The organism is Desulfoluna spongiiphila (genome assembly GCF_900101345.1).
Classification (GTDB): domain Bacteria; phylum Desulfobacterota; class Desulfobacteria; order Desulfobacterales; family Desulfolunaceae; genus Desulfoluna; species Desulfoluna spongiiphila.
This window is the reverse complement of sequence record NZ_FMUX01000015.1, coordinates 112,783-125,021: the sequence shown is the minus strand read 5'-3', so window position 1 is coordinate 125,021 and position 12,239 is coordinate 112,783. Positions and strand designations below refer to the sequence as shown.

General features: G+C 58.2%; 10 protein-coding genes. 6 read left to right on the top strand and 4 right to left on the bottom strand.

All coding sequences use genetic code 11. The annotated features are described in order from the left end of the window. Positions 1 to 464: 464 nt before the first annotated feature. The 3 genes from xerD to BLQ12_RS18485 all read right to left on the bottom strand — a co-directional run bounded on the left by xerD (position 465) and on the right by BLQ12_RS18485 (position 4,779). Positions 465 to 1,364 carry a site-specific tyrosine recombinase XerD gene (gene xerD, locus BLQ12_RS18495; protein ID WP_092212821.1) on the bottom strand — a complete coding sequence of 300 codons (900 nt, stop codon included), beginning with the start codon at positions 1,362 to 1,364 and terminating at the stop codon, positions 465 to 467. Positions 1,365 to 1,452: 88 nt separating this feature from the next. Beyond that, positions 1,453 to 2,568 carry a M24 family metallopeptidase gene (locus BLQ12_RS18490; protein ID WP_175469925.1) on the bottom strand — a complete coding sequence of 372 codons (1,116 nt, stop codon included), beginning with the start codon at positions 2,566 to 2,568 and terminating at the stop codon, positions 1,453 to 1,455. 84 nt (positions 2,569 to 2,652) lie between these two features. Next, complete coding sequence (locus BLQ12_RS18485; RefSeq protein WP_175469924.1) at positions 2,653 to 4,779, bottom strand: SUMF1/EgtB/PvdO family nonheme iron enzyme; 2,127 nt, start codon at positions 4,777 to 4,779, stop codon at positions 2,653 to 2,655. Between the two features lie 766 nt (positions 4,780 to 5,545). Here BLQ12_RS18485 and BLQ12_RS18480 point away from each other — a divergent pair. The 3 genes from BLQ12_RS18480 (at position 5,546) to BLQ12_RS18470 (ending at position 7,998) form a co-directional block, all read left to right on the top strand. Continuing rightward, positions 5,546 to 6,283, top strand: a complete 738-nt coding sequence (locus BLQ12_RS18480) for a ParA family protein (protein WP_092212815.1) — start codon at positions 5,546 to 5,548, stop codon at positions 6,281 to 6,283. Positions 6,284 to 6,295: 12 nt separating this feature from the next. Beyond that, entirely contained in the window at positions 6,296 to 6,646 is a 351-nt protein-coding gene (locus BLQ12_RS18475) for a hypothetical protein (protein WP_092212813.1), read from the top strand. Positions 6,647 to 6,741: 95 nt separating this feature from the next. After that, positions 6,742 to 7,998 (top strand): DUF1936 domain-containing protein, encoded by a 1,257-nt coding sequence (locus BLQ12_RS18470; RefSeq protein ID WP_092212811.1) that lies wholly within the window; start codon positions 6,742 to 6,744, stop codon positions 7,996 to 7,998. A gap of 122 nt (positions 7,999 to 8,120) precedes the next feature. Here the strand turns inward: BLQ12_RS18470 and BLQ12_RS18465 are convergent, their stop codons facing one another. Continuing rightward, positions 8,121 to 8,516 carry a hotdog domain-containing protein gene (locus tag BLQ12_RS18465; protein ID WP_092212809.1) on the bottom strand — a complete coding sequence of 132 codons (396 nt, stop codon included), beginning with the start codon at positions 8,514 to 8,516 and terminating at the stop codon, positions 8,121 to 8,123. 292 nt (positions 8,517 to 8,808) lie between these two features. Here BLQ12_RS18465 and mqnE point away from each other — a divergent pair, with 292 nt between their 5' ends. From mqnE to BLQ12_RS18450, 3 genes are read left to right on the top strand one after another with little or no spacing between them, the layout of a single operon-like run. After that, entirely contained in the window at positions 8,809 to 9,891 is a 1,083-nt protein-coding gene (gene mqnE / locus BLQ12_RS18460) for an aminofutalosine synthase MqnE (protein ID WP_092212807.1), read from the top strand. Positions 9,892 to 9,901: 10 nt separating this feature from the next. Beyond that, positions 9,902 to 10,963, top strand: coding sequence for a cyclic dehypoxanthinyl futalosine synthase (gene mqnC, locus BLQ12_RS18455; RefSeq protein WP_092212805.1), 1,062 nt, complete (start codon positions 9,902 to 9,904; stop codon positions 10,961 to 10,963). Then, complete coding sequence (locus tag BLQ12_RS18450; protein ID WP_092212803.1) at positions 10,960 to 12,123, top strand: amidohydrolase family protein; 1,164 nt, start codon at positions 10,960 to 10,962, stop codon at positions 12,121 to 12,123. The genes mqnC and BLQ12_RS18450 overlap by 4 nt, the downstream gene beginning before the upstream one ends. The last annotated feature ends 116 nt before the right edge of the window (positions 12,124 to 12,239 follow it).

The following is a 12,239-nucleotide window of genomic DNA, read 5'->3' as shown; positions in this document are numbered from 1 at the left end:
ACAAAACCATGTTTTAATCATAAAGGCGCGGTCACCGTCTGTAAAGGTTTTTACCCTCGTAACTATTCAGCTTATGCCTCCGGCGGCCCTGCCGGGGGCTAAACTTTTAAAAAGTTTAACAAACAGGTTTTAAAAAATCTTTTTGAATGAATTCTACTTTAAAGGCGGATGTGATTTTTTCTGAGGAACGAAGGGGAAAGCGCATTTGGAACCAGCTTTCAAGGAGGTGGCACACCTTGCCGCCGGAGTTATTCCGGTTAAAGTCAAACGAATTCCAAATACCTGCTATCGTGTTTCCTGAAGTATGGAATGGGCCTCTCCAGCAAAAACGGGTGCCAGATGTCACACATCACGCGAATGCCCTGAAAGCGTATGTGAAACGACTGACTCCATGTATTCGCCATAGGGCTTCAAGGTGCCCCCACCTTGCCGCCGGAGGCTGTATTTTAAAGCTGAACAGTTGCTTACCCTCTCGGGTGACAGGTTCGGTGCATGGTCCGGAGGTGGTCTCCGGTGATATGGGTGTAAATTTGCGTGGTGGAGATGTCTGTGTGCCCGAGCATGACCTGCACCACGCGCAGGTCGGCGCCCCCCATAAGAAGGTGTGTCGCAAAGGAGTGGCGCAGGGTGTGTGGGCTGATGCGGCCCGTCAGGCCTGCCAGTGCGGTGTACTTGTTCAGCAGCTTCCAGAATCCCTGACGGGTCATGGGCTTGCCGGCACGGGCCACGAACAGGGTGCTGCTTGTGTGGTGTTTCAAAAGCAGGGGGCGGGCCGTCGTGAGATAGGTCCGCAGTTTGTCCATGGCGTATTGCCCCATGGGCACAACGCGTTCTTTGGCCCCTTTGCCGAAGACGCGCACAAAACCGGCCTCCAGGTTGATGTCGTTGAGGGTGAGATGAATGAGCTCCGAGACCCTGAGCCCTGCCGCGTAGAGCAGCTCGATCATGGCGGCGTCCCGCATGCCGCGGGCCGTTGTGGTCTCCGGGGCGTCCAGGAGCTTTTCAACCTCCGGGATCGAGAGGGTGTCGGGCAGTTTGAGGCCTGTTTTGGGAAACTCGATGAGGCTCGACGGATCGCTGGCAAGGACCTTCTCCTCGGCAAGGAACCGATAAAAGGAGCGGATGGACACTAGGTGCCGCGCCCTGGAACGGGCGCCCAGGCCCTCACCCCGTAAGCCGATCATGTGTTTTAAGATGGCGTAGGTGTCGTCCTCGGTGGCCTCCTGCATGCCGTTTTCTTCCAGGAAATCTGCGTATCGGGACAGGTCCGATGCATAGGCCTCGACACTCAGGTCCGCCAGGCCTCGCTCCACACGAAGGTGGGTGATGAATTGGTCGATGTGTTGGTTGAGGAGAGGGGGCATGGAAAAATCAGATAATAGGGACGTCAGGTTATAGGTGATGGGTGCCGGGGCAGGGGAGGATGATCTCCTGGCCCCGGCAGGCCTGATTTTAAATCGCTACGATGTGGTCTCGGTAGTCCAGGGTGTTGAGGACCTCGGCTCCGTTTTCCGTAACAAGGACCATGTTTTCCAGGCGGATGCCCCCCCATTCGGGGAGGTAGATGCCGGGTTCCACGGTGACCACCATCCCTGCTTTGAGGGTGTGATCCTTGAGATAGCTCAGGCGGGGTGCCTCATGGATCTCAAGGCCAACGCCGTGTCCCAGGCCATGGCCGAAGCCGTCGGGGAAGGTCTGTTCAATGAACCCTCGGGCCACGGCGTCCACGGTTTTGCCGCTGGCACCGTCGCAGATGGCGTCGATGGCTCGGGCCTGGGCCTCAAAGAGGGTATCGAAGACGCGTTTAAAGGTATCGCAGGGGCTCCCCAGGACAACCGTGCGGGTGGAGTCGCTGCAGTATCCGTTGTACCGGGATCCCCAATCGATGAGCAGGGGTTCTCCAGGGGCCACCTTCCGATCTCCGGGGACGGCGTGGGGAAGGGCGGCGTTGGGGCCTGAGGCGACAATGGTTGGAAACGAAAGGCCATCGGCACCGCGGCTTCTCATCTCTTTTTCCATCTCCCAGGCGATGGCTTTTTCAGTAAGGCCCGGGGTCAGGTTGGCTTTTACGGCCGAAAACGCGGCCTCTGCGATGGCCAGGGCCTCCCGCATGGTCTGTATTTCATCGGCGCTTTTTATGGCACGCATGGGAGCGGTCATGTCTTCGTGGGCCACCAGCTCTGCTGTGGACCCGCTTTTTTTCAGGGCGGCGGCAAAGGCGTTGAACCGACCCACGGAGACCCGGGTCTCTTCAAAGGCGACACGGCTGGCACCCACACGGTCAAGGAGCTCGGGGAGGTCTTTGTCCAGGCCGGTTTTGTACACATGGACGTCAAAAAGAGGAGCCTCATGGATGGCATGGAGTTCAAAGCGGGAGTCGGTGGCCAGGATGAGCCCCTTGGGCCCGATGAGAAGGGCACCGGCGGATTCGTCCACGCTGTTGTCCTCTCCGGTGAAGCCGCTTAAGTACCTTCTATTTTCTTCCTGCATGATGAGGCAGGCGTCAAAGCCGTTGCGGCTCAAAGTGTCTTGAAGTGTATCGAGTCGTTTCCGATAGATGTCGTTCACAGGTGTCTCCTTCGCATCATTCACTTAGGTGTCGCTGATATAGTTCGTGTAACCATACCATTGCCGGAAGCCCTGTGTCGAGATCTACCATCCGACACAGCGAAAGCCCAGGACATTGGATGAAAACCGGGTGTCTAAGATCTGTAACTGCTGGCGCGTCAAGGTTCGGTCGGACAGGAAGCTGCCTCCCACGGCCGTCTTGACAGGCTCTCCCCCTTTTTCAGGGAGCAGGTCGCTGACCCACTCCATGGTGTTGCCCATGAGGTCGTAGACGTCGAAGGGGCTGGCGCCCTTGGGGAAGGTGTCCACGGGAAGGGTGCCGCCGGCCCCCACCTCTTCGGTGTTGCAGAGGTGACTGCCCCAGGCATCTCCCCAGGGGTAGGGGGTGGCTGTGCGTCCCCCTGTGGCAAGCCACTGAGCCAGGGTCGGGAGCCGTTTGCCGGACCACGACGCAAAGGCCATGGCGTCTTCGTAGCTCACCTGGACCACCGGGTGGTGGGCGCTGGTGTGTACCGATGACCGTGCCCCGGAGGGCTTGTACCAGTTGGCCCCGCGAATGAGGCGCAGCCCTTTGCTTGTGGAGAGGCTGATGCCCTTGCCTCGGGACTGCCGGGTCAGGCGCGGTTCGTACACCGCGCCGAAGCCCCGCTCTTCCGCAGTTGTCTTGTAGCCGGTGCGACCGATGAACACTTCAAAAAGGGCGTTGGTGACAGGGTATTTACCCGCAAGGAACTCCTCTAAGTCAGCAAGGGTCTCTTCGCCGGTTACCGGGTCCAAGGCGGGGTAGCGCCCGGTGGGGATGTGGATATAGCGGTTGTAATACCGTTCGGATTCGTTGAGCAGCGCATCAAACCGGTCGGCGCGTTCCTGCATGGCGTCGGGATCTTCATCGGCGGCCCATGGTGAGGTGTCTTCGAGGTCCTCATCCTCCACGTCCTCCACCTCTTCGATGTCATCGTCGGAGATTTCTTCAAGGTCCTCGTCATCATCTATGATGTCGAGCTCGTCGTCTTCTGCCTCCTCCACCTCTTCGATGTCGTCTTCGGGGATCTCTTCGAGGTCCTCGTCTTCATCTACGATGTCGAGCTCATCATCCTCGGCTTCCTCCACCTCTTCGATGTCGTCTTCGGGGATCTCTTCGAGGTCCTCGTCTTCATCTACGATGTCGAGCTCGTCATCTTCTGCTTCCTCCATTTCTTCGATGTCGTCTTCGGGGATCTCTTCGAGGTCATCCTCTTCATCCAGGATGTCAAGCTCTTCATCTTCGTCCTCCTCGACCTCTTCGAACTCCTCGTCAGGGATCTCCTCAAGTTCATCCCCTTCATCCAGGATGTCGAGCTCTTTATCTTCGTCCTCCTCGACCTCTTCGAACTCCTCGTCAGGGATCTCCTCAAGCTCATCTTCTTCATCGAGGATGTCGAGTTCTTCGTCTTCGTCCTCCTCGACCTCTTCGAACTCCTCGTCGGGGATCTCCTCCAGCTCATCTTCTTCATCGAGGATGTCGAGTTCTTCGCCTTCATCCTCCTCGACCTCTTCAAACTCTTCTTCGGGGAGTTCTTCAAGCTCATCCTCTTCATCGAGGATCTCGGTCTCCTCGTCCTCGGCTTCCTCAACTTCTTCGATCTCCTCATCGGAGACCTCTTCAGGGGCCTCTTTTTCTTCAAGCTCGGGTAACGCGCCGCCTTTTTCCAAGGCTTTTACCGCACGTTTCAGCTTTTCCGCGAGGCCTTCCGTGCTGTCGAGCAGGGGGCCGCCCTTTTCGGCCATCTCGGCCAGGGCGTCCAGCAGGGCGCTGGCCTTTTCGATTTCCGGGCTGTTTGCGTTGGTAAAGTGGTTTGCAAAGGGCGCGTACAGGGCTTCCTTGGCCTCCTGGGATACAACCAGGGCGTGTTCCGGTGAAATGGTGACGCCTTCCGGGTTGTTTCCGTCTTTATAAAGGCGGGATAAATCCCTGTTTACGGAGGAGCGGATGGTGCTGAGGTTCTTGCGCCTGGACCGAAGCTGCCCGGGATCTTCGGTATTCCAGATGGCTTGGACAAGGCGGTCTGAGTCCATGGGCTGGGAGCCGTACCCTTCCTCTGTGCCGGCATGGGCGAGGAGGGCCTTGAGGTACGCCATGTTTCGGGAGTGCCTGGAGTAGCCGAGGTGTTCGATGACCTCGTCCATGGCTTCGGGGGTGAATGTGGCGTTGTGAAAAGAGTCTGAATTCATGTGGCGCGTCTCGGCAATGCTCCCGGTTTGTGTCCTGTGCCCGCAAATGGTTCCCTGAAACGCACCATAACCCAATCGGGCATGGGTCACAATACCGGGGAGGCCGCGGCGTGCAGAGGGGGACTTCATGGTTTTATGACGTTTGGAATCCTTGGGGATGGTAGCGATGCCAGGGCGAACGCATTGAGGGTAATATCCAAGGGCGGTGCCTTCTATGTTTAATGTCGGATGAACCACAGGGCCAAGAGGGCTCAGGAAAAACAAAAGCAATGCCTCCGGCGGCAAGGTGGGGGCACCTTGAAACCCTATGGCGAATGCATGGAGGCATCCATTCTGCAAGCGCTCTCGGGGCATTCGCGTGATGTGTGACATGTGGCAACTGTTTTCGCAGGAGAGGACCATTTCATCATTCTGGAAACACGATGAAGGGCGTTTGGGGTTCGCTTGACTTTAACCGGAATAATTCCGGCGGCAAGGTGTGCAACCTCGAAAGCAGGTTGCGAATGCGCTTTCCCCTTCGTTCCTCAGGAAAAATCACATTCGCTATTGATTTTGATTGGTCTGAATCTGTTTTTTAAAGCCTGTTTATTAAACTTTTTAAAAGTTTAGCCCCCGGCAGGGCCGCCGGAGGCTAAAAACAAATGCGTTCACCCTGGTAGCGATGCCGGTTCACATTGCCGCCCGGGTGTGCTATGTCTACGTGGGTAATGCCTGTTAATTATTTATTTTTTTGTGCCCCCGCATCTAAAATGAAGAGGCCTGTGCCATGCATCACACCATCGCACTCCTGAATCCACTGGGCGATTCCGGCAAGACGACCCTGGCCGTGAACCTGGCCTTTTCCTTTGCTCTCCTTGAAATTCGAACCCTTTATGTGGACTGTACCTCATCCGGTGCGGGGTCGCGCATACTGATGGGAAAACACAAAAAACCTGCCTGGGGTGTTGCCGATGTCCTCAGTGGGTTTGTGGGGCTGAGGGGGGCCATTGTCCCCGGGTGTACCCCGTACCTTGACGTGATACCGGCACTCTCGGGTGAAAAAGAGGCGGAAAAATTTTTGGCCTTCAATCCTGAAAAAGAGAAGGTCCTGGGCTTGAGTCTTCGCAAACCCGGAGAAGGGTATGGTCGCGTAATCATTGATACCCCTTCAGGGAACGGTTTTTTTGTGAAAAGTGCCCTTGCGGCATCGGACATGGCCCTGGTCCCCCTTCATCCGGGCTGGGATCGCAACTCTCAGCTCAAGGAGGCCGGGCATTGTGTCGATGAAGTATTAAAGTATTTGAACCCGGACCTGAAAGGGATAGGGTTTGTGACACTGGGGCCTTCAGATCCGGTCCCGGATGAAGCCGGCATGCAATTCGTCGGTCGACTGCCTGATTGCGACGCCGTTCGGAAAGGGATGGCAACCGAAACTCCCGCTGCCCTGGTGGATGTGATGTCCCCCGGGGCCCAAGCATGTTTGGATCTGGCACGGGAGATGACGGAGGCGGCGACAGTCCCATGATGGAGAAATGCGATGTATCAGGCCGATTTGGATGGCAAGACCATGGCCGAAGAAGAAAAAGAGAACAAACTGGTTCCCGATGACGCCTTTCAAAAGGGCGAACGGGATCTGATGGACATTGTCACCGGCAGCCTTGACTGGGACGTTATCGAAAAGCTGCTGGAAGAGAAGTACGGGCTCTCGCTTCAGGATGACATTGAGTTCAAGGAGGGTCACCTCACGGTTAAAGAAGACCGTATCGCCTACCAGATGGATTTTCAGGCTCGCATTACCCTATCTCTGATGATCGGTCGGGATGGCCGCTGTGTGGATGTGGTGGCCGGAGTGGTCTCCCCGGACGATGCCTCCCCGGATACCGAATAAACCGCAACAGGCACGTGGCGCAGAGGCTGATCCCTTTTCAACCGCAGGGAGGCCGCCGTCCATGATGCCGTCAGCTAAGACAGTGAGTGTGATTGATGAATGTCGGTTTAAAAGATACCTTTGAATTCCATGTCCAGACACGGTTGACGGGCGTGGAGGGGTACACCCCGGTGTGGCAGCGCATCGGCCCCAGCATCGATGCCTTTGCGCTTCTTGTGCTGGTCCATGCGGAAGAGGGCTCCGGGTTTTCCCTTCAGGATGTGGTGGAAGAGGCGGTGGAGCTTGGCCTTGTAACCGAAGGTCGGACCTCCGAAGTGGTGGGGTTGCTGCGCCAGGAAGGGCTCCTTGCAGGTTCCGAGGACGCCCCGGAAGTGGGAGAGATGGCCCGGTGCCTGATGGCCGGGCTGGATGCCGCCTATCCGAAGATGCCCGGGATTGTTCTGCCTGCCTTTCTTGTGCAGATCCTCCAGGAACTTCTGGATGGACGCAACGACCTTGATAAGGCCTTGAATCAGGTGGACCAGACCCTTATGGACCGTGGAGCCGATGACGATGATTCGCCGCACAGGGAAGATCCTGCCGAAGCCGAAGCCCGGCGTGAGCGGTTCCTGAAGCGAATCGCCTCCATTCGAAAACGTCTGACCGAAGAGAGAGGGCAGGCCCTCAATGTTCAGGAGGTGACTCCCCTGGCCACCAAAGGGGCCCTGAGGACCCTTGTGGTCTCACCGGATGATCACGCTGACCGTCAGGAGGGCCCAGAAGACGCCCCGGAGGTACCCAAGCCCGAGCCTGCGGCCCCAAAACCCTCCCAGGAAGAGATCCAGCGGGAAGCATTTTTGGCCATCCAGCGGGAAAAGATGGAGCTGGAGCGCCAGAAGAACGAGCTTCTTCTTGAGAAAAAACGCCTTGAAGAAGAACGCAGTCGAAAAGGATCGGCTGATCCCGGGGACGGACACCCTGAGAAAGAAACGGCCGAGCGCCTGACCCATGGCGACAGTGAGGATGATATCGCCGCTGCCATTGCCAGGTTTGAAGAAAACCTGTCCCTTGGGTGCCCGGTCTGCAATGTCGGGAAACTGGAGACCCGCTCAACGGACCACGGCAAGACCTTTTACCGGTGCGACAACCGCTCCTGCGGTTTCGTGACCTGGAAGCGGCCTTATCCCTTTGCCTGTCCCATCTGCAAAAACCCGTTTCTCGTGGAAAACGACGAGGGCGACGGCCTTGCGTGTCCCCGGTCCGTGTGTTCCTTCAAGCAGCAGGGTCTGGAGCCTCCCCAGGAGAAAAAGGCCGCCCCGTCGGGGACCCGTCGCGTGCGCAAAGTCCGCCGCGTGGTGCGGAAAAAGAAATAGGGGGTCCTCTCCAGGTGCCAGGGTTGCCATGACCCTCGCACACCGTTCATGCCAACCATGAAACTTATGCATGCAGGGCGCTTAGTTCCCTGCATGCATTGTTTTTTAACCATCCTTCCTTTCTACCCTTTGTTTTCCCCCAGCACATGCGTTTCAAGGACAAAGCAGGTAAACGTCCCTTTAAACACCTCCTCCTGACCCCTGCGGATGGTGACGGGCACGATGCGTTTCCTGCCTTTGGTCTCGTTCACCATGGCCTCTGCCGTGAGGCTATCTCCAACACGGACCGGTTTTAAAAAGCTGGTCTCGGCCCCTCCTAAAACCACATAGGGATCGTTGACGGCGCACATGGCCGCATAATCCGCCATGCCAAAGACAAACCCTCCATGCACGAGCTCCTGCGCATCGGCACCCATCTCGGGGGTGGTGGTGAGGGTGACGACGCAACGCCCCTCTTCAAGGGTGGTGACGGTTCCGCACAGGTCGTTGTTTATTTTAAGATGGGTGTTGCATTTCATGGTGGCTCCTTTGGTTGGTGCGTGCAACAGGGATTAAAAACGCAGATTTGCAATCGCGCGCCCTGTGGTGAGTATGGCGACAGTCCTCCATGTTTAGTTCGGTTTTTCCGGCGGGTCAAGGCGACAAACCGCGCTCAGCGGGTTTCTGTGGCGCATCTTTCTTGCCACGGGGGAAAAACACCTGTATATATGACCACGTGGTCACTGACCGGGTGGTCATACCCGAAGATGCAAACCGAAACAGGGGCTTGTGGCACCTCGGCCCTTCTGAGACCTCGTGGAAGAGGGGATTATGGAATTTATTGATTCAGCGTTGGCGTCCGTATGGGACAAGGTGAAGGCAGGGCAGAGGTTGACCTTTGAAGACGGGATGGCTTTATACGCATCTCCCGATCTGTCCGGGGTAGGGCGCATGGCGGATTTCGTGCGCAGGAAGCGCCACGGCAACATCGCCTATTATGTATACAACCAGCATGTGAACTACACCAATGTCTGCTCCAACCGGTGCACCTTCTGCGCCTTTGCAACGGACGAGGGGACGGGCAACGCCTATACCTGGAGCGTGGAAGAGGTCAAGGCGCGGCTCATGGAACGCATGGACGAGCCCGTGCGCGAGATCCACATGGTGGGGGGCTTAAACGAGAACCTGGACTTCGATTACTTTACAGGCCTTCTCAAGGCCATGGCCGAGGTAAGGCCTGAGGCCACCATCAAGGCCTTTACGGCGGTGGAGATCGATTACCTTTCACGCCTGTCCGGCCTCTCCCTTGCCGAGACCGTGGCTGAGCTGAAAGACGCGGGCCTTGCCATGATGCCGGGGGGCGGGGCAGAGGTCATGAGCGAGCGGGTCCACGATGAGCTGTTCCCTAAAAAGATCGGCAGGGACCGGTGGCTGGAGGTCATGGAGACGGTGCACGCCGCAGGCATTCCCACCAACGCCACCATGCTCTACGGCCACATCGAGACCCTTGAGGAACGCGTCAGCCATCTGATTACCTTGAGGGACCTCCAGGACCGCACCGGCGGGTTTTCTTCGTTTATTCCCCTGGCCTTTCACTCCAAGAACACCAAGCTCTCTCACATTCCGCCCACCGGTGGCGTGGATGACCTGAAGAACGTGGCCGTTTCGCGCCTGATGCTCGACAACTTCGATCACATCAAGGCCTACTGGGTGATGATCGGCGAGAAGCTGGCCCAGGTGGCCCTCTCCTTCGGGGCGGATGACCTGGACGGGACCATCATCGAAGAGCGGATTACCCATACCGCCGGTGCCACGTCGGCCAAGGGGCTGACCCGCGCCGAGATGGCCGTCATGATTCGCGGGGCCGGGTTTGAACCCGTGGAGCGGGATTCCTTTTACAACCATATCGCTTAGGGAGGTGTCTGTGGAGTCTCTATCAGAAAAAATATCATCCGGTTACCGGGTAACACCTCAGGAGCTGCTCGAACTTTCAAACGGGGCAACCCTTTCTGAACTCGGCGCCCTGGCCCACGCCGTCCGCCTGGCCAAGCACCCCGACACTACGGTGACCTTCGTGGTGGACCGGAACATCAACTACACCAACGTCTGCACCTCGGAGTGCAAGTTCTGCGCGTTCTACTCCAGGGTGGGGGAGGATGGCGGGTACGTGCTCAGCCGGGAGTCGTTCCGGCAGAAGATCGAGGAGACCCTGGAGCTGGGTGGAACCCAGATCCTTCTCCAGGGAGGGATGAATCCCGCCTTGACCCTGGACTGGTACGTGGACCTCCTGCGCTGGCTTACCACCACCTTTCCCATCCATGTCCACGGGTTTTCGCCCCCTGAAATTTCCTGGCTTGCCGACCAGAGCCAGCTCTCCATCGCCGAGACCGTGGAAAAGCTCAAGGAAGCGGGGCTTAAATCCATTCCGGGGGGCGGGGCCGAGATCCTCGTGGACGAAGTCCGCAGGCAGGTCTCTCCCAACAAATGCGGGGTGGACAAATGGCTGGAGGTGATGCGCCAGGCACACCTTGCGGGCATGCGGTCCACGGCCACCATGATGTTCGGCCACCTGGAAACACCGGCCCAGATCGTGGAGCACCTCACCCGGATCCGGGACCTCCAGGACGAGACCGGCGGGTTCACCGCCTTCATACCCTGGACCTTCCAGCCCACCAACACCGATCTGGACGTGGAAAAAGCAACAGCCGACGCCTATTTGCGCGTCCTGGCCCTGTCTCGGATCTTTCTGGACAACGTGGACAACATCCAGGCCTCCTGGGTCACCCAGGGAGAGAAGATCGCCCAGGTGGCTCTCTTTTTCGGTGCCAATGACATGGGTTCCACCATGATCGAAGAGAATGTGGTCTCCGCCGCAGGCGTGGATCACATGCTGCCCAAGGAGGAGCTGATCCGCGTGGTGGCCTCCGCCGGGTTTACCCCGGTCCAACGGGACTGCTTCTACAACCACCTTGCGGTGTGTGCATGAGACGGCTGCACCGGGCCCGATGGGTGGTCGCTGACGCCGACACCGTCATAAACCACGGCCACCTGGTGGTGGAAAACGGGACCATTGTCTCCGTGGGTACCGGAAAGGGGCCCAAGGGGGTAGAGGTTGAAGAGCACGGCGATACAGCCCTTGTTCCCGCCTTTGTCAATGCCCACACCCATCTGGAGCTGTCGGCCCTTTCCGGCAGGGTCAATGGCACCGACGGGTTTGCCCCATGGGTGAGGGACCTTCTGGCCGTTCGGGAGAGCATCCCCCGGGACGAGCTTGTTTTGGCGGCACAACGGGCGGTGACGGAGGCTGAGGCCTCGGGAACCCTTCTTTTTGGAGAGATCTCGACCCTTGGGATCACCCGGCCCCTGTTTGAAAATAAAGGCACCAAAGGCATCTGGTTTCAGGAACTCCTGGGGTCTCCTGAACCCCTTTCCATGCCTGCGGGAAGCAAGGATGCGCCGTGGGTCAGCCTTGCCGCCCATGCCCCACACACAACAGCTCCCGGTGCGATAAAAGCCATGAAAGCCCTTGCCGCCGAGGCAGGGCGCCCTTTCAGCATCCACCTGGACGAGTCCGATGCCGAGCGGGAGTTCCTCACCACCGGCAAGGGCCCCTGGGCCGAGTTTCTCACGGAACGAGGCATCGATTATTCTTCATGGCCCCTGCCAGCAGACGACCCGGTCTCCTATCTTCTGGACCTGGGGGTGGTGGATTCATCCACCCTCGTGGTTCACCTCCTGCAGGCCGGGGTTCCCCAGCTCAGGCGCCTGGCAGACGCCGGGGCAACGGCCGTCTGCTGTATTCGGAGCAACCGACTTCTCCATGGCCGGGTTCCGGATATCGAGGCCATGGTCGGGGCCGGGCTCACCGTGGCCTTGGGCACCGACAGCCTGGCGAGCTGCGAGAGTCTCTCCATTCTGGATGAAATGCGGGCCGTGGCCACCTGCGCACCGGGTCTTTCTCCGGCAGAGATCTTTCGCATGGCCACGGAAAACGGGGCCAGAGCCCTGGGCTTCAGCGAGCGTTTCGGACGCCTTGTACCCGGTTGCTCCGCCCGGTGCCTTGAAGTGACCCCGACATCTTCCGTACGCTCTTTTTCGTATGGGTGGTTTTTTGACGAGGGGCTGGCTGTGCGTGCTCTGCAATGAAAACGAATGAAGACAGCTAAAAACAGCCTCCGGCGGCCAGGTGGGGGCACCTGGAAACCCTGTGGCGAATGCATGGGGGGCCGTCTTGATGCAGGCTTTTTTGAGGCATTCGCGTG